General features: G+C 40.6%; 28 protein-coding genes. 21 read left to right on the forward strand and 7 right to left on the reverse strand.

What is annotated here, in order from left to right; genetic code table 11:
- Window positions 1-90 precede the first annotated feature (90 nt).
- Window positions 91-2,904: an oxidoreductase gene (locus HMPREF1152_RS00725; protein WP_009643221.1), complete on the forward strand. Its 2,814-nt coding sequence runs from the start codon at window positions 91-93 to the stop codon at window positions 2,902-2,904.
- A 344-nt stretch (window positions 2,905-3,248) separates the two neighbouring features.
- Here HMPREF1152_RS00725 and HMPREF1152_RS00730 read toward each other — a convergent pair whose 3' ends face one another.
- The 6 genes from HMPREF1152_RS00730 to HMPREF1152_RS00750 all read right to left on the reverse strand — a co-directional run bounded on the left by HMPREF1152_RS00730 (window position 3,249) and on the right by HMPREF1152_RS00750 (window position 7,240).
- The gene (locus HMPREF1152_RS00730; protein ID WP_442852102.1) at window positions 3,249-4,112 is read right to left on the reverse strand and encodes a tyrosine-type recombinase/integrase; all 864 of its coding nucleotides are present in this window, start codon (window positions 4,110-4,112) and stop codon (window positions 3,249-3,251) included.
- Window positions 4,113-4,115: 3 nt separating this feature from the next.
- Complete coding sequence (locus HMPREF1152_RS09475) at window positions 4,116-4,271, reverse strand: hypothetical protein (protein WP_156791923.1); 156 nt, start codon at window positions 4,269-4,271, stop codon at window positions 4,116-4,118.
- A gap of 312 nt (window positions 4,272-4,583) precedes the next feature.
- A complete protein-coding gene (locus HMPREF1152_RS00735) occupies window positions 4,584-5,720 on the reverse strand; it encodes a Fic family protein (RefSeq protein WP_009643238.1) in 1,137 nt (378 codons plus the stop codon).
- Entirely contained in the window at window positions 5,720-6,040 is a 321-nt protein-coding gene (locus HMPREF1152_RS00740; protein ID WP_009643279.1) for a hypothetical protein, read from the reverse strand. The genes HMPREF1152_RS00735 and HMPREF1152_RS00740 overlap by 1 nt, the downstream gene beginning before the upstream one ends.
- A gap of 78 nt (window positions 6,041-6,118) precedes the next feature.
- Complete coding sequence (locus tag HMPREF1152_RS00745) at window positions 6,119-6,535, reverse strand: lipocalin-like protein (RefSeq protein ID WP_009643270.1); 417 nt, start codon at window positions 6,533-6,535, stop codon at window positions 6,119-6,121.
- Window positions 6,536-6,586: 51 nt separating this feature from the next.
- Window positions 6,587-7,240 (reverse strand): LexA family protein, encoded by a 654-nt coding sequence (locus HMPREF1152_RS00750; RefSeq protein ID WP_009643236.1) that lies wholly within the window; start codon window positions 7,238-7,240, stop codon window positions 6,587-6,589.
- A gap of 139 nt (window positions 7,241-7,379) precedes the next feature.
- Between HMPREF1152_RS00750 and HMPREF1152_RS00755 the strand changes: the two genes are divergently transcribed.
- Together HMPREF1152_RS00755 and HMPREF1152_RS09915 are read left to right on the forward strand one after the other, a co-directional pair.
- Window positions 7,380-7,589, forward strand: a complete 210-nt coding sequence (locus HMPREF1152_RS00755) for a helix-turn-helix transcriptional regulator (RefSeq protein WP_418888142.1) — start codon at window positions 7,380-7,382, stop codon at window positions 7,587-7,589.
- 54 nt (window positions 7,590-7,643) lie between these two features.
- On the forward strand, window positions 7,644-7,775 hold the full coding sequence (locus tag HMPREF1152_RS09915) for a hypothetical protein (RefSeq protein WP_009643197.1): 132 nt from the start codon (window positions 7,644-7,646) through the stop codon (window positions 7,773-7,775).
- A gap of 15 nt (window positions 7,776-7,790) precedes the next feature.
- On the opposite strand, the gene HMPREF1152_RS09175 is transcribed toward HMPREF1152_RS09915, so the two are convergent.
- On the reverse strand, window positions 7,791-7,955 hold the full coding sequence (locus tag HMPREF1152_RS09175) for a YjzC family protein (RefSeq protein ID WP_083844291.1): 165 nt from the start codon (window positions 7,953-7,955) through the stop codon (window positions 7,791-7,793).
- A 99-nt stretch (window positions 7,956-8,054) separates the two neighbouring features.
- Between HMPREF1152_RS09175 and HMPREF1152_RS00760 the strand changes: the two genes are divergently transcribed.
- From HMPREF1152_RS00760 to HMPREF1152_RS00840, 18 genes are all read left to right on the forward strand, one after another.
- Complete coding sequence (locus tag HMPREF1152_RS00760) at window positions 8,055-8,261, forward strand: helix-turn-helix transcriptional regulator (RefSeq protein WP_009643210.1); 207 nt, start codon at window positions 8,055-8,057, stop codon at window positions 8,259-8,261.
- 50 nt (window positions 8,262-8,311) lie between these two features.
- Window positions 8,312-8,512 carry a hypothetical protein gene (locus HMPREF1152_RS00765; RefSeq protein ID WP_009643212.1) on the forward strand — a complete coding sequence of 67 codons (201 nt, stop codon included), beginning with the start codon at window positions 8,312-8,314 and terminating at the stop codon, window positions 8,510-8,512.
- Between the two features lie 58 nt (window positions 8,513-8,570).
- Window positions 8,571-8,759 (forward strand): hypothetical protein, encoded by a 189-nt coding sequence (locus HMPREF1152_RS00770; RefSeq protein WP_009643245.1) that lies wholly within the window; start codon window positions 8,571-8,573, stop codon window positions 8,757-8,759.
- 307 nt (window positions 8,760-9,066) lie between these two features.
- Window positions 9,067-9,351 carry a hypothetical protein gene (locus HMPREF1152_RS00780; RefSeq protein ID WP_009643237.1) on the forward strand — a complete coding sequence of 95 codons (285 nt, stop codon included), beginning with the start codon at window positions 9,067-9,069 and terminating at the stop codon, window positions 9,349-9,351.
- A gap of 276 nt (window positions 9,352-9,627) precedes the next feature.
- Window positions 9,628-9,951: a hypothetical protein gene (locus HMPREF1152_RS00785; protein ID WP_009643205.1), complete on the forward strand. Its 324-nt coding sequence runs from the start codon at window positions 9,628-9,630 to the stop codon at window positions 9,949-9,951.
- Window positions 9,952-10,009: 58 nt separating this feature from the next.
- Window positions 10,010-10,216: a hypothetical protein gene (locus HMPREF1152_RS00790; RefSeq protein ID WP_156791924.1), complete on the forward strand. Its 207-nt coding sequence runs from the start codon at window positions 10,010-10,012 to the stop codon at window positions 10,214-10,216.
- A gap of 27 nt (window positions 10,217-10,243) precedes the next feature.
- Complete coding sequence (locus tag HMPREF1152_RS00795; protein WP_009643208.1) at window positions 10,244-10,516, forward strand: hypothetical protein; 273 nt, start codon at window positions 10,244-10,246, stop codon at window positions 10,514-10,516.
- A 131-nt stretch (window positions 10,517-10,647) separates the two neighbouring features.
- Entirely contained in the window at window positions 10,648-11,031 is a 384-nt protein-coding gene (locus HMPREF1152_RS09790) for a hypothetical protein (RefSeq protein ID WP_039883269.1), read from the forward strand.
- 19 nt (window positions 11,032-11,050) lie between these two features.
- On the forward strand, window positions 11,051-11,275 hold the full coding sequence (locus HMPREF1152_RS00805) for a hypothetical protein (protein ID WP_009643260.1): 225 nt from the start codon (window positions 11,051-11,053) through the stop codon (window positions 11,273-11,275).
- A 151-nt stretch (window positions 11,276-11,426) separates the two neighbouring features.
- Window positions 11,427-11,738, forward strand: coding sequence for a Cas9 inhibitor AcrIIA9 family protein (locus tag HMPREF1152_RS00810; RefSeq protein WP_009643249.1), 312 nt, complete (start codon window positions 11,427-11,429; stop codon window positions 11,736-11,738).
- Window positions 11,739-11,747: 9 nt separating this feature from the next.
- Complete coding sequence (locus HMPREF1152_RS00815) at window positions 11,748-13,316, forward strand: PcfJ domain-containing protein (RefSeq protein ID WP_009643239.1); 1,569 nt, start codon at window positions 11,748-11,750, stop codon at window positions 13,314-13,316.
- Entirely contained in the window at window positions 13,316-14,290 is a 975-nt protein-coding gene (locus HMPREF1152_RS00820) for a DUF3102 domain-containing protein (RefSeq protein ID WP_009643193.1), read from the forward strand. Before HMPREF1152_RS00815 ends, HMPREF1152_RS00820 begins: the two co-directional genes overlap by 1 nt.
- 6 nt (window positions 14,291-14,296) lie before the next feature.
- Complete coding sequence (locus HMPREF1152_RS09675) at window positions 14,297-14,887, forward strand: DUF3310 domain-containing protein (RefSeq protein ID WP_009643220.1); 591 nt, start codon at window positions 14,297-14,299, stop codon at window positions 14,885-14,887.
- A complete protein-coding gene (locus HMPREF1152_RS00835; RefSeq protein WP_009643241.1) occupies window positions 14,877-15,077 on the forward strand; it encodes a hypothetical protein in 201 nt (66 codons plus the stop codon). The genes HMPREF1152_RS09675 and HMPREF1152_RS00835 overlap by 11 nt, the downstream gene beginning before the upstream one ends.
- Entirely contained in the window at window positions 15,070-15,234 is a 165-nt protein-coding gene (locus HMPREF1152_RS09480; protein WP_009643258.1) for a hypothetical protein, read from the forward strand. Before HMPREF1152_RS00835 ends, HMPREF1152_RS09480 begins: the two co-directional genes overlap by 8 nt.
- A complete protein-coding gene (locus HMPREF1152_RS09485) occupies window positions 15,218-15,355 on the forward strand; it encodes a hypothetical protein (RefSeq protein ID WP_009643204.1) in 138 nt (45 codons plus the stop codon). Before HMPREF1152_RS09480 ends, HMPREF1152_RS09485 begins: the two co-directional genes overlap by 17 nt.
- 3 nt (window positions 15,356-15,358) lie before the next feature.
- A complete protein-coding gene (locus tag HMPREF1152_RS09490) occupies window positions 15,359-15,532 on the forward strand; it encodes a hypothetical protein (RefSeq protein ID WP_009643207.1) in 174 nt (57 codons plus the stop codon).
- Between the two features lie 240 nt (window positions 15,533-15,772).
- Window positions 15,773-16,585: a rolling circle replication-associated protein gene (locus tag HMPREF1152_RS00840; protein WP_009643230.1), complete on the forward strand. Its 813-nt coding sequence runs from the start codon at window positions 15,773-15,775 to the stop codon at window positions 16,583-16,585.
- Window positions 16,586-16,599: the final 14 nt, after the last annotated feature.

Consider the following 16,599-nt stretch of genomic DNA (forward strand, 5'->3'; position numbering starts at 1 on the left):
GTTACCGTAAACATAGCGCTATCGTATTTTTAGTTATAAAATTAACATAGGTTTAGAGCTTGTTCACCAATATTTAAGGAGGGTGAAATTATGTATGATAGGTTATTTGAAAAAGACAGGATCGGCAATGTTGATATTAAGAACCGCTTGGTCATGACGCCAATGGGAACTAACCTGGCGGAGCTTGACGGAACAGCCGGTCCGGCAATGCTCGCATATTTTGAAGCCAGAGCAAGGGGTGGATGTGGACTGATTATGCCGGAGATATGCAGGGTAAATGAAGCTACCGGGGCCGGGATGTTCCGTCAGCTCGCAGCTACGAGCGATAGACATATTCCTTCACTCGCTAAACTCGCCGGCACAGTTCATAAGTATGGATCGAAGATTTTTATCCAGCTTCATCACCCCGGCCGTGAGGGTGTATCAGCGTTAATCGGCGGACAGCCCTGTGTTTCAGCTTCCGACCGCATGTGTAATGTGTCGAAGCAGGAGACACGACCTATGGGTATAGATGAAATTCATGAGCTGGTAGGTCAGTTTGGAGATGCTGCGCTTCGCTGTAAGAAGGCAGGTATAGATGGTGTTGAGCTTCACTGTGCTCACGGATATCTGCTGCAGCAGTTCCTATCGCCATATACCAACATGAGAACGGATGAGTACGGCGGCAGCTTCGATAACCGCATGCGCCTAGTCCTGGAGATTATCGAAGACATTCGCAGGAAGTGCGGCGACGACTATGTTCTTGGTTGCAGGGTTTCAGTCGATGAGTTTCTCTCAACAATCGGCGTTGAAGAGGACTATATCCACATCGAAGACGGTATCAAGATAGTTAAGGCCCTGGAAGCAGCGGGGATCGATTTTATCGATGTCAGCTGCGCACTGTACGAGACCGGACTCATGGCTATAGAACCAATATCCTTTGCACAGGGCTGGAGAAAGCCGTTTATCAAGGCTGTAAAGGATGTTGTAGGTATTCCGGTCATCGCAGTTTCGGCTATCCGTGAACCTGCAGCTGCCGAGGAGTTACTGGACGATGAGGTTGTTGATTTTGTCGGAATGGGCAGACCATGGCTTGCAGACCCAGAGTGGGGCAGAAAGGTGCAGGAAGGCAGAGAAAGCGAGCTCAAGAAGTGCATCAGTTGTCTGAGATGCTTCGAGACCCTGATGGGACTCAATGCACAAGGACTGCCTCTTGAGTGTGCCGTAAATCCGCTTACATGTAATGAGAAGCGTTACGGCGAACTTGAGCCGGACACTGTCGGACATAGGGTTGTAGTCGTAGGCGGTGGTCCCGGCGGCATGATGGCAGCTGAGACGTTAGCCAAGAGAGGTGTCAAGGTTACTCTTATGGATCGTCAGGAATCACTTGGTGGAACTGTCAACCTGGCTAAGCGTCCACCTCTCAAGGAGAGAATGGAGTGGATCGCAGATTACTACAGAGATAGCTTTGCTCGTCTCGGAGTAGAGGTTCAGCTGGGCAAGGAAGCAAGCCCGGAGAATATCGCTGCTCTGGAACCGGATGCAGTAGTTCTCGCTACGGGCTCCAGGGCGGTGTTCCCTAAGTCCATACCGGGAGTTGACGGCAAGAACGTTTACACCGTAGAGGAAGTGCTAACTGGCAAGGCGGATATCGCCGGCAAATCAGTTGCTATGATTGGCGCAGGACTCACGGGACTCGAAGTCGGTGAATTTCTCGGAGAGAAGGGATGTAAGGTTGCTTTTGTCGATATGCTCAAGCAGGCGGGCGCAAACGCCTACAGAAACAACGTGCTCGATGTCATGTCAAGACTCGGCAAGATGGATGTAGAGTGGGAATTAGGGCACACACTCAAGGAGATCACTGCAGACGGTGTAGTAATTGAGAACGTAGATAACAAGGAAGAGAAGAAAATCGCTGCAGATGCAGTTGTACTCTCGCTCGGTTATAGTTCCGACCGAAGTCTCAAGGACGCCATGGAGGAGAAAGGCCTTGTTGTATGTCTGGTAGGTTCGGCCATCAAGGATGGAACGATAGCTCCGGCGACAAAGTCGGGATACGAAGTGGGAGCGAATTTATTTAGAAAACCCGAGCCAAGCTTCGTAGTGACCGGGGATGAGCTGAGCAATTTTGCCAAGGTGTCGCACATGCGCGGACAGGAAGGAATCTACCTGGCATACCTGACAGATCCGGCAGCAGTTGCCAAGGTTCTGCCGGCTCCACTGGAACCGTTTGCAGTTCCGGTAGTAACGGTCAGCGCTTGTCATATCAAGGAGCCAACCTTCGCAGACAACTACTATGAGGCAATCCTCGGCGTATATTGCACATATAAGGGGCAGGTCGGACTGTATCCCATCAGCCTGTTGCTGGGCGGGCCCGGTGCAGAGATGGCAACTCAGCTCGGACGTGACAATTCGGCTATACCTAAGAAACTGGGTGCGGAGTTCTACATCAGGAAGGGCGAAAACGACAAGGTTACTTGCAATGTGTCGAGACGCGGCGCTGAGCTCCTCAACATAGAGATGCAGCTCGGCAGCTACAACCACCCTCTGACACATGCGTTATATCAGTCGCCCGTTCCGGGCAAGGTGACGGCAGGGAGCGGATACTACTTCCACTTCGACAGACTACCTGATGAAAATGGCAAATTCAAGTTCACTAATACCGGTCTAATCAGGAATGTATGTAACTACACATACGATGCTTGGACACCCGGATACGTCAACAGGCTGGAGATCAAGTCCAGCATAGATGATCCATGGGGATGTCTGCCAATCAACACTATCGTCGGCGGGGCATATGCTGAGAACAACCTGCTGATCACGTCGTTGGAATACCTTGAGGATGTAGAGCCGGAAGCTTTGATGCTCAAGGTTATCCCGGCTTGGTACGACCAGACTGCGTTTATGAAGGGCGGAATTAAATAGTCTCGCAACCAAATATCTGCGCAGTGGGATATCGCGTAAATATATATCCGCGCAATTATACGTATATATGCACAATCGATGGCTGCAATGGCGCTATCAGCCATGAATAAGTAGAATCGCTTCGGTCGAAGTGACTCCGGAAGTGACTTCGACCGAGCGACGCTGTTTTCAATAAGCGTAACTTTCCAAACAAAGAAAAAGCACTGCAACTCGTTAGAATTGCAGTGTTTTCAACTGGTGTCCCGAAGAGGATTCGAACCTCCGACACCCGCTTTAGGAGTACAGCATAATAATCAGTAATTTCAACGACTGTAGCACCTGTTATCGCAGCGAGTAACACGGTATCACATTAACGCTGCTGCCTGATTTATAATTTCAAAATCAACGTGAGTATATATATTGGCTGTCATTTGAATATCGGCATGTCCCATCAGATATTGAGCAGTTCTAATATCCACACCCCGTTTTTGCAGATTTGTACAAAATGTATGACGTAAGGAGTATGCAGAAATATCTGTAGCCAGTGGGAATGGTGGTAGTAGTTGGTTTCTATATACTTTACATCCCATATCAATATTCATTAACTTGCAGAGGTGTGCCCATGCTCGCCTTTTGTTATCTTTATTCAAAGCCTTTCCATATCTATTTTTACAGAGTAGCTCAAAAGGACTAGCTGAAGAGGGAATAAACTTCGCAAGTCCATCTACGATTGGAACGTATCTGTCTGCAGCCTTTGTCTTTGTGCCTCTTATATGCAAGTATCTGACGTCCTCACGCTTTACTATATCTCTAAATTCAACTGATGAAGCTTCAGATGGTCGGCATCCAGCATAGTACATTAACGCAAAATAAAGAGGTTCATAATGGTTGTCTAGCACATTTAAAAAATGCTTTTCTTCCGAAACTGTGAGTGATCGTCTAGGATTATAGTATCCAGAAGGTTTAGCGAGATATTCTGTCGGGTCGCTATTGATGAATTTATTTATTTTCGCATACTTAAATATAAAACGTAGCATTTGATAGGTATCATTTATAGTGGCCTTAGACTTATCAGCCTTTAGATTTAATACCTGCTGACACACGATAGGCGATACATCTTTGAGTAGCATAGATCCAATCTCTTTGAGGACATATGACTGCATTTTCTGTAGATACTTCTCACGAGTAATAGAGCTTTGCCTTACTTTATATGTCTCAACACACTCAATCGCTCAGGATGATACGGTCCGCTTTGCTGGATTAACTAGTTCATCATTCTCAAGAGCCTGTCTTTTTAATATGAGCTTTTCAATAGCTTCTCGTTCAGTCTTTCCATATACACAATAACGTTTACCATTATATGTGAACGATCTACGAATATAATTCATATCAACCTCCTGAGTTTAGGCACAAAAAGTGCCCTGCTTGTAATAACAAGGCATCGCTGATATACTTTTGTTGGAACTTTGTGTATCAAGCGATGCCAATTTCTACAACCGTGCCTGTTGCCGCAGGTGCGGTTATTTTATGTGGTTATAGGGGAATGGCACATTGTGAGCCATAAAAATTTATAACTCAAAAAACCAGATAAATTTATGCTATAACCTTTTATAACTCAAAAAAACGAGGATATTTGAGCTATGGTTTTTTATAACTCAAAAAAATGTATAGATTTGTGCTATAAAATTTCAAAACCCATTTTAAATAAATATTTTAAGATAATCCATCAAAGCAAATAATCTGTTTCGAGAGTATCCGGTTACTTCAACTAAAATGTTATCACCGTAAAGTTTTTTGATAATGTTATCAACAGTTCCCTTTGATATGCCTGTTTCCTTTGCAATTACAGAACTGCTTAGGAGAGGATTATCATAAAATAAACGGAGTACGCGTAATATGTTTTCTGGACGTCCACCTAATTTTAGTGCTCGTTCTTCTGTATCTTTAACATAGTCAGTTACATTTTTAAACTTGACCTTGGCTGATTTAGCGGTTTCAATTACTGCTTTCAAGAAAAATTTTATCCAACCAATTAAGTCATTATTTAGCCTAACACGATTAAGCGCATCATAATATTCAGTTCGATGTTTTTCAAAGAAATCTGATATATAGAAGCATGGTTTTGATAGCATGTTTTTATCCAATAAATAAAGTGGAATTATGAGCCTGCCAATCCTACCGTTACCGTCAAGAAAAGGATGGATTGTTTCAAATTGATAGTGTAATATAGCTATCTTTATTAGGTTTGGCACATTCCAATCATCCGTATTGATAAATTTTTCAAAATCCGACATTAAGTCTGGAAGTTCGATAATGCTAGGTGGGACATACACTGCGTCTGATGGCTTTGAACCACCAATCCAATTTTGTGATTTGCGTATTTCGCCAGGAGTCTTATATTTGCCTCTAACTCCAGATAAGAGCAATTTGTGAATTTCACAAATAAGCCTGTTACAAAGAGGAAAATCATCACCTAATATACGCTTTATACCGTAATTTAAAGCTTTAATGTAGTTGCGGACTTCCTGCTGGTCATCCCTCTTCTCAGGAGCAATATCTTCTGCAGGAAGTAAATCCTCTTCGATGCTCGTTTTGGTACCTTCAATTTTATTAGATTTGTTTGCTTCAGTTTTTATGTGCATTCTTATATAAATATCAATATTAGGTATTAAGTCAGAAAAGGCATTTAAGCTTCCTAACTCACTACTAGCTTGCTCAAGTAATATATTAAGTTCAGCATCATTCCATCTCCAAGAATGATTAATTAAAGTTGGTGAAAATGATGTATAATCGCCTTGAGATATGTAATTGCCAGAATGAAATGTATTCATATTCATTAGTGTTTTTCCTTTCTAAACGTAGCAGTATGTGCAAAATTTGCACATACTGAAATAATAGCGTCGAGATTATAGAACTGCGTTAAATAGTTTTTTCCATCTGAAGCAGTTGCCGAGAATTTCTCGGTAACTGAATCCTTTATTAATTCGCCTTCAGAGAATATATTTTTTAAATGCAAAGATATATTATCTGAAGAACAACCGAATAATTCAGACATAGCCTTTTGAGTTAACCAAAATGTTTTATCTTTAAATGTAACAGAAACAGTCTCTTGTTTATTTTCTATCTCGTATAAAATAATGTTACCAAAGTCGCCCATATAAACCTCCTACTTTAGAATTGCATGATTTGTTGACGTCAACAAAATGGTCATCAATAATTGCTACTGCAGTTAAAGTTATTTCTCGTATACAAAAGCCGTTTTATCATCCACTTTTAATACCAGTCGCTTGTTACTTCTGTCTATACTATATTTATCTAAAGTATTCCCGGTATCCAAATCTTTAAATATAATTTCATTGTTTTCAAGTTTCCAAATACCAGAGATTTTTTCATCTTGATAACAAACTTCCATAGAACCATCTTCTTCTAGGGTTATATAATTAACAGATTCTTCTGGCTCTTCGCTTGCGTATTTTTTGTATAGATTAGCTTGACGATCATAATCGTCAGGGTAATTAGAATCTTTATCAAAATAAGCTGTGGCATCCCATCGTCCTATAAAATCTTCCTTTTTCAATCCTTTGTTTTTAGAACATGAAATTAACCCTAAAGTGGCAACTATGATTAAAAGAACAGGAATGATTTTCTTCATAGCATTTTCCTTTCTCAATTAGGTAGAGTATCCATAGCCATTTTTAACTAACTACACATACTTATGCAGCACACCAACACATCGCCCGATTATTCTCACTTCTTCGTAGTCAGTAACCATTGCATGATACTCAGGATTACAAGGATTAAGTATCAACGTGTCGCCATCCTGCGTAACTCTCTTTAGAGAAGCTTCGTTGTAATCTAACCTTTCAATAGCGTATATTTGGTCTTGAACAAAATCATAAGACTTTGAAATAAAGACTATATCTCCATCATAGATATTGGCACCAATCATACTGTCGCCGTGTACCTTCAGGCAGTAATCCGCTTTAACATCTATATCTACTATAAATGTACCCTGGTAATCATCTTCGCATACCACACCATCTCCTGCGCATATAGTACCCATGATGGGGAGCTTGTGCGCTGAAGGCAGAATGATATTCGATGGAAGAGGGCGATCTGATTGAACAGATTCTTTGTTGTGCTCCTCTATAAGATCAGATTTTTCTATATTGAAATAATTAGCCATCAATTCAATTTTATCTATTCTTGGATAAGTATTTGCCTTTATCCAATCTGTAAAGGTGGTGTATTTTATTCCGAGATCCTGGCAAATATCATTTCTAGTTTTGTTGTACAAATCCATATAGTACTGAATGTTTTTTGCCATTATTTTTTTGTTGCCTAATTGTGTACTCATTATCCACCTCCATTTGATATGAAAATAATACGCTAATCTCGTAAAAAACACAATAAAATTTTGAAAAAATTACGAAAAAACCGTTGACAAGACGGTTTAACCGTAATATACTCCAATTATCAAATGAAGAAGAAGCGAGGTGAGTAAGTTGAAAAATGATAAACTGACGCTTAAATCAGTCAGAGCTTTAAGAGGATACACACAGGTTGAGGCGGCTAAATTGATTGGAATTAGCCCAGACACCCTGTCAAATTATGAATGTGGGAAGAGCTATCCAGATATCCCTATTCTCAAAAAGATTGAAGAGGTATATCAGATAAGTTACAACGACATTATTTTTTTAGTTTAAAATTACGGTTTAACCGTATAAGAAGAAGAGCGAGAGCTGAAGAGGGAGGGAGAAATGGTTAAACATTACATAACAAAGTATGAAGAAGACGGAAAGCTATATGCAGAAGCATGGATACAGATAAATGTGTTTGGAAGATGCTACTGCATATCCAGAAAAAAGCTTGAAATAAAAAGCCGCTCATAAAGAGCGGTAAAAAGTTTACTTTTTTATCCAGCCATTACCTGGTTCTTTTGTAGGGGGTAATCTATCGCCTGGATCAATATGAACAATTCTAGGACGATCTACTTTACCACCTTTAGGACCGACTTCAACGTAAGTCCCACCGGGCTTATTGTCAGTACCTGGCTTAATAGGTTTTGCCATAATAGAACACCTCCTTTCTTTTATATTGGATTACACACAATATATTGTTGCGAACATGTGTTTGATAACAATATATCAGAAAGTAGAGGTAAGGTCAATATGAGGAAATCTGAAGAGATAAGAAACATACTCAAAATTGAGAGGCGAAAACGCAACATGAATTATAAAGAGTTTGGTGCGTTGCTGGGGTGTACAGGTCGATCTGTATCTTACTGGGAAACAGGAAAGCGAAACATTTCACTGGATGCTGCAGATAAAGCTTTTAAGAATTTAGGAATCACAGTCACTATTGGAAAGAAGAGCTGAAGAGGGAGAACCAAGATGGAGAAATATCGCTATTTAAAGGAGGTGCACAGGTGAACAAACTCGAAGTAAAAGATAACAGATTCTACCTAGATGGTTCAGAACTAGAATTTTTGACAGAAATCACCATAGACAAACTTTCAGGTAAAAAGGCAAGAGTAAGCCTGTCTATGGTCGTAAAAACTACAGGTGAGATTGAATTGCCGAAAGGACTATGTTGGACGCTATCTGCACGAGCGCCTGAACCGTGTTAACCCCAGCGTTTTTAGTATACCCGAGGTGATTATACAGCAAAACAGAAAGGAGACACACATGAAAGTTGAAACACAAAAAGCATGGAAAGAAAGAGAAGCCGGTGAAATGGCAAACATGATCTTAAATCATATGAAAGACAGAAATCTAACACTAGAGGTGCTAGATGAAACTATAGTCCTAGTTCAGGACATATTCGTAAGTCGTGCGGTACTCATGAAACCTGAATTACAAAATAAGGCTGACTAATGTCAGCCTAAACTTAGAGCTTATGACATTCTTGACAACACCAGTAGCATCCATCGAATTTTAAACTCGGATACTTATAGCGGGCAAGGCTTAAAGCTTCATGACAGGAATCGCAATAACCAATATCCACCATATGAGAACTATTCGGCAAATAGCTACAGGTTTGAGAATGCACTTCATGATAACCATGTTCATCGGGCGAGCTATTAAAGTAATAAAAATTCATTCGAAACATCTCCCTTCTTAATACTCGACTGCTCCAACAGTCTGTAAAGGGAGTATATCACACGGAAAAGGAGAAAAAGTAATGAAAATAGGCAATAAAGAAGCAAAAGAAATAGTCATCAAGGATAACACTGGCGAACTTATCGCAGATATTACCGATGATGACATAATCTCAAAGACCAATGTAATCGTCGAGCTCATTAACACAAAAGAAGATAAAGAGTTAAGTCTGCAAGAGATTCAAGTGAGGGCAGCTAATAAATTGTTCGAGGCTATAGACAACATGAACATCAATGAAATAACTATTGAGTCAGCCGAAACAATAGTCAATTCATTGGTAAAGGTTATGAATGTAAGACTTGGATAAAAAAGATACATTCTTTCCTGAGATGACACTGGAGAACTGATTCTTGTAAACAAAAAACTACCAAAGGGCCGTCTTTGATAGTTTTTCGCTGGATTTGTTTACCTTTTTCGCTATAAAGCCTCACGCTAACAACAATTCAGGAGTACTTGATATAGTGGGCTAATTTAACGACTAAGCCAGTCACCGATTTATACGTATCGTAACGTTAACGCTGTATCAGTAATCTGCCATTACTAGGAAATATATTTCAAGTTAGAGAACAAAGGAGAGCTGTAAATGAGAACCAAGATGGAAGACAGGACAAGTAAAAAGCCTGAATACTTCATAAGGCTTATCAAAGGAAGTATTCCGAGATTAAAAACGGAAATAAAGTACGAACCTACAAGTCAATACGATGAAAAAACAGTCGGGCCATTTATAAAGACATATTTTGAAGGTGTGGAAAAAGCTTATAAAAAGCGTTCAAAAACGGATATTAGCTTTTTATATGTGAAAAAGTATCCCTTGACTTGGTTGAGAACATCATCACTTATGTCAAATTTCCCGCTTATAGCGTCAAGTGCAGCAGCGATGGAATCTGCAACGAAGCAACATTCATAGAAAGAAAGGGAGACATTCTTATAATTTGCAAGCTTCAAAGGAAGAAAAGGACAAGGACATGGATAAACAAACAATAGTTCGAGATATAAAAAGGGAAGTTGGGAATTGGCCATGTCAGTCTGACATAGCTAGATATCTGGGTAAGTCTAGAGATTACGTAATTAACCTGATGGCAGGGTGCGAATACATTACGGACGGAAAAAAGAAGCAGTACTTTGCATCAGATGTGGCCGACAGGCTTATGAATACAAGACGGTGTAATTAACCGGATAAATTATGGAGGAAAATCACAATGAATAAAAAGAATCTAAAACCAATGATAAATGAAGATGAGTTAACAAGAGCAGCAAAAGCAGCGTATGAAAGTCATAAAAAGATACTGTACTTAAGCTTAGAGGATGTATTAGATGTTGATTTTCCCAGTGAACTAGAGCCGCTTGCAGAATTAATGTACTGCACAGGCTATGCAGATGCAATAGCTAATGCCTCGGTTGAAATAAATATCGATATTAAGAGCAGTGAAAGGTCGGTGAATCAAGATGAAGGAATTCGTAGAAGCTGTTAAGTATGTGTGTTCAGACGAAGATGGAAACTTTCAACCGATTGCAGTAGTAGGTTCAATCGCTGCCGCACTATTCATCCCAATGTTGTGGGTATTCCTATACGCCATAGGCTGTAATTGATAAAGGAGAGGAAATGGTAGAGGTTGGCTGCATATGTGATCGCTGTGGTCACGAACATGGAACACCGGGAGTAAATCGAGCCTTCTGGTGGTGCCGCCGCATAAAAGGAACTATTTGTGACAAATGCTGCAAACAGTGTGAGTACTGCGATGATTGGCACTGCCGGTATGATCCGGAAGGTCGCCAAAAAATGCGTGAACTTATATTCGCAAATAGAGAAGACGAAAGAACAATATGCAAGTTTCAAGACAGATTACGAACGGCACATAATCCTAGAACAAAAACGAAAGAAATTTTAATGGAGATTATCAAAACCAAAGAAAGGGACATCGAAGCTAGAGAGCAAGAGTATGAAAAACTGTTCTCCAGAGAGGGTCAGCAAAGAGAAATGTTTTAGCAAAAGAGAGGAGGCAAGCATGAAACGCATTTTCTGTGATAGATGCGGAGAAGAAATTGACTATAGGAATCGTAGCAAACAGCTGGATGTGATAGGAGATGCAGAGGGAGTATATGATCTATGTCCTCAGTGCATGGTAGATTTCAGAGTCTTTATGCGAGATAAACCTCAAGCAGGTAAATATGGTCATGGGGTGCAATCAAAGAAGATGGCACGTATATGCGGTATTAGCTTTGAAGAATAAAGAAAAGAGGAGAAAAATGAATCAGATCAATTATGAAATCAAGGAACATAGAGGTATCACGCTTACTGAAGAGGAAGCATATGAACTGAGTATCATGCTGGCCGGGAAATTTGAAGGGTAAGACCGCAGCAAATAGTAAAAGGAGAAAACTATGAGCTTGGAAGTAATCAATAAGGCTAGAGAACAAATTACGAAGGAGTCGCTGAAAATCGGCGGCCCTCTCGCAAACTTTATCGAAGAGCATCTAAACGAAGTGTGCAAGACGGAAGAGGCAGCGAAACTCATTACTGCAGAAGGGAAATCAATCAAAGACTTAATCTCCAAGATTACGTCGGAAGCTAGGAAAAATGCAAAGAATAATGTCGGATGCATAAGCGATGAAGATGTAATACAAATGATAGATGAATATTACGGCATCCACAGCGGTAGCTCCGGAACGATAGACATCCTTGACTTGCTGTAGGAGGTAAGCATGCAGATTGATTATAAGAATGCAAAAGCTTTACCTTTAGATGTCCGTTTCCCGAACAATTTCGAAGCTTGGGTTAATGACGAGACCCCTATAGGTATCATCTATAATCGCTGGAAGAAAAGGGCACATTGCTCGCATTGCGGTCATACATGGGATTATACAGAGACAATCCGCAAGGACGATGCTGTGTACTGTCCTCACTGCGGAACCTTAGAGATAGCAATCCCTCATACAGCGCATCCTGTTAGTTCGTATCGAAATTTCTTTTGGATGTGGCTAGATGGAGAAAGTATCTATTGCGTTGCAGCACATAGTAAGTGGTACAACGCTGAGAAAAATATAGATGAAATAAAGGATAACATGTATCTCACTATTGACCTGATTGGCTGCATCAAACCTGATAAGCAGTATGCATATCGTTATATATATGATTGGAAAACAGACAAGCGCAGATGGGAAAAGACCACTCGTATGCATGTAGAGAACCATGATTATTACAGTATAGATGCAAATATCAATGCTGTAATTGAAGAGAGCTTCCTTAAACACATGGATATATGGTTTGACCATTATTATCCTAATGCTGCATATTGGCTGAATTATCTGATTGATGAAATGGCATTTTGTGCACGGAATCCTAATGTCGAGTACATCAAAAAGGCAGGCCTCGGGGAACTTGTAGAGTGCAAGCTTAGGAAAATACCAACATTTCTAAGACCGAATTGGAAAGCTAAGACGGTGCCGCAGCTCTTGAGGCTTTCAGCGCAGGATGTAGATAAGCTGAGGCAGTGGGAGTATCTTACCGTAGACGGAATCTTAAGATACAAAATCCTGAAGAAGAAACAAAACAAGGTCAAGAAGGAACATATGAAGCTGTGTAAGCAGTGGATCCCGGATGCAAAAGAATTTTACCAGGACTATGGAATGTACGGAATATCCGGGTTTGCACAAATCGTAAGGGAGAGACCACTAAAAGTGCTGCATTATGCCGAGAAGCAGTATCAGCACAACCACGATCGTAATCGAATCAAGTTTTTGTATAGCGACTACTACCATCAGTTCAAAGAGCTGGAGTATCCGGAAGACGATTACTATCTCTATCCTAAAAACCTGGAGGAAGCACATGACAGAATCTCACGTGAATATCTTGATAAACAAAGTGAAATAAAGCAGAGAAAGAGGGAAAAGCAGCAGAGGGAATATGAAGATAATTACCTGCCTGCGCTTGAAAAATATGCATATGAAGACAGTGAATATCTAATCAGACCGCTTAGGGATTTCAAGGACTTCGAAAATGAAGGTCGTAACAATAAGAACTGTGTTGTATCGTACTATGCCAGGGCGAGTAAAGGGAAAACGGCAGTATTCGTTATGAGGCGAATTAACGAACCGAATACTTCTTTCGTAACGATTGAACTCCGTAGCGACCATAATGACCACCGTGTATCTCAATGTTTTGGTACCGGAAACAGAATGCCGGCACAGGAGGTTAGAAAGTGGGTAAATGAGTGGTTGGAAAACATCGTCGAACCGAGAAGTAAAAAGCGGTCGAGGAAGGGAGCAGCATAATGGCAGATCAGATTATAGATGTAAATTACGAAGTTAATGAGGCTAATAGCGAGCTTGAAGGCAAGAGCACTGAACAGCTCTGTCATGAGGCAAACGGATTATATCAGCAGATGGAAGCTGTAGGCAACGTTGCACTCATGATGGCGGCATCTGCTGGTCGCCGCTTGCTTATAGTAAAAGAGCGATTACCACATGGAGAGTTTGGTTCATGGTGCGATGATAATCTTGATTTTTCGCAATCAAAAGCAAACAAAATGATGCAGTTGGCCAAACGCGCAACTGACGAAAATAGTATCTTTTCAAATTCGTACACGTGTACGAATTTGAGCATTTCCAAGGTGTTTGCCTTACTATCGGCTCCGGAAGAGATAGCGAAAGAGGTGATTGAGTCGGAAGATGTTACAGATATGACGGTAACAGAACTCAAAGGAGAAATCGCTGCCTTGAAAGCGAGGAATGATGAACTTGAAGCCGGCACAGGTGATGAAATAGAAAACCTTAAAAACCGCATTGCAGAGCTGGAAGCTGAACAATCCGAATCAGAAATAAGCACAGCCGAGCTTGAGGCGAAGAATCAGGAAATCGAAAAGCTAACCCAAAAGCTTGAAAAAGAAAAGGCAAGGGTGGCAAGTGCAAAGGCTAAAGCTAATGAGGATGTACAAAAGGCAGTAGATAAATATAAAGCTGAGCATGAAAAGGATAAGGAAAAAGCAGTAAAGGAAGGTAAGGCTGAGCTTCAGGCAGCATATACCGAAGCCGAGAAGACAATAGCGAGACTCGAAAAAGAATTGTCCGCAAGCAGCCAGAATGAACTGACAACCTTCCGGACACAGGTCAACATATTGCAGGAAATATTTCAATCATGCTGTAAAAGCCTTGCAGTCATCGAGGCGAAAGATCCGGGACAAGGCGAAAAGGTACGCAGTGCATTACTTCAGGTACTGCACACTGAAGAAGAACAGCTGAAAGGGTAAAAGAACATGATAAGCAAAGAACTGAAATTTATAGCAGACCATTACGGATTAGAAAACCAACTGGGAAAGTGCATTGAAGAACTGAATGAACTCGTTGAGGCACTGAGCCACGAGAACATAGACCATGTTCAGGAAGAGATTGCAGATGTTGAAAATATGATTGAACAGGTTAAATACCTGCTTGGGTTGCATGAATACCGTATCAGATGCATAAGACTGAGCAAGACCTTCAGACAGTTAACCAGAATGGTAAATCATGATCCGGGGCTAGCAGTTGAAATAGAAGCCCTTCAAGGTGCAAAGAATAAAGACTCTGACAATGATTCGGTCAATGAGCCTAAACACTACAGATTAGATGGACTCGGCATAGAGTCCATAGATGTTATCAAAGCGGTACTTAGGGAAGATGGATTCAAAGCATTTTGCAGAGGGAACGCCCTCAAGTATTTAATCCGAGCCGACCACAAGGGAGGAGTGGAAGATTTAGAAAAAGCAAGAGTATACCTAAATTGGGAAATAGGGATGGAAGATAGAATTGCTATTGTGACCGATATTAAGCAAACGGAATGGGATGGGAGGAATCCAAATGAGGGATAGACCAAAACATATGAGGAAGAACAAAGTGCATAAATTCTTTGACGATCTACTTGGTGTAAAAAAGGTAAACGAGTATCTTGAACCACACAAACCGGATCCGGAAGAAGAGGAAAAGACAATGGCAGAAATCATAGCAAGGTACGAGGATCCGGTGAATGCAGAGCTGGCAGGAGACTTTCCTCTTGATTAGATCAAAAGATTTAGCAGCTATGTACACGGAGGAGCAGCGCGAGGGCATCTGCAAATGGTGTCGGAAGCATGATTATGATAAATGCACTGCTTGTGCGCTCCTCTCAGTGCCGGCATACAACCCTGAAGAGGTTAAAAGTGATGATGACATTAGATGAAGCTATAGCTCATGCAGAAGAAGTCGCTGCTGCAAGCTGCGATGAATGTGGCGAAGAGCATAGACAATTAGCAGAGTGGCTTAAGGAACTTAAACTATACAAAGAAAATCTGGAGAATTAGAAAATGATTAATTTGATACTAACGTGCTTAATTACAGGTCTTATGTTTGGAGTAGTAGCACTGTCATTTACAGCCATGAAGAGGATGGATATGGCAAATAAATTATTCATGATAACAGATGCACTGCTCATTACAGGGCTAATAATCCTGCTAGTGTGCATATATGTGTACATGTAGATAGAAAACAAAAGCTATGACAGCGGCAGGTATACTCCTTTAAAAAATCGTACATAAATATATAAGAGCACATATTGTTTTTTTACAGATGCTTGCCGCTTTCATATATAGAACTAAAAGTTCAAGAGTATCTTCCTTATATATAAGGAAGAAAGAAATCAAAAAATAAGGTAAAACTATCCGGCCGCGAGCCGGATTAAGAGTTCAAATGAGTATTAATAAGTCAGGCATTTAGTAACTATGATAAGAACGAAGAAATATTACACCGGAGATTATCTCGAGTTAGAAATATATAATGTGTCTCCCCGGAAGAAAATAATAAAGAGAGCAGAAAGAAGACATGAGTCATCACCGGCACAGAAAAACTTAAATTCAAAAAGAAGTCAAAGATACTTTGTCAGATTATGCAATCTTAATTTCAAAGAGGGAGACTTTAGCATAGATCTCACATATGACGATGCTCATCTGCCATACAACAGAGAGCAGGTACTTAAGGATATAACTAACTACGTGACAAGAGTCCGCAGGGAGATGAAAAAGAGATCCAGTGAACCGGTGAAATATGTGTATGTAATATCCAACCATGCTGGAGATGATACAGGTTCAAAAGCAAGACCACATATCCACATGATATTTGGAAATGTGGATAGAGATGTCATAGAGGATAAATGGAAGGCTGGATTTTCAAATTCTGATAAGCTCAAATTTGATGAATACGGAATCACAGGCAAAGCTCTATATATGGCTAGGCAGGGTAAGAGTAAAAGATGCTGGGGTAGCTCCATAAATTTAGAGAAGCCTGATCCTATAGTTTCAGATAAAGCTATAACTAAATCCCAGATGGAGAGAATTATTAATGATCCATCAGATGGGCTATATATCTCTAAGCTTGTTAATAAAAACAACAAGACAAGATATACATTTACGGACTGTCTTGTTGAACATGATGGAAGACAATTAGCTTTGTTCGGGCAAGACGAGGAAAACGGAGGTAATGGTTCCGGATTCAGCTTGCTTATACGAATGCGAAAAACAGAAAATTGCAGAAGGTGATGAGTTGCTCTAGG

The organism is Mogibacterium sp. CM50 (assembly GCF_000293155.1).
GTDB classification, from domain to species: Bacteria; Bacillota; Clostridia; order Peptostreptococcales; family Anaerovoracaceae; genus Mogibacterium; species Mogibacterium timidum.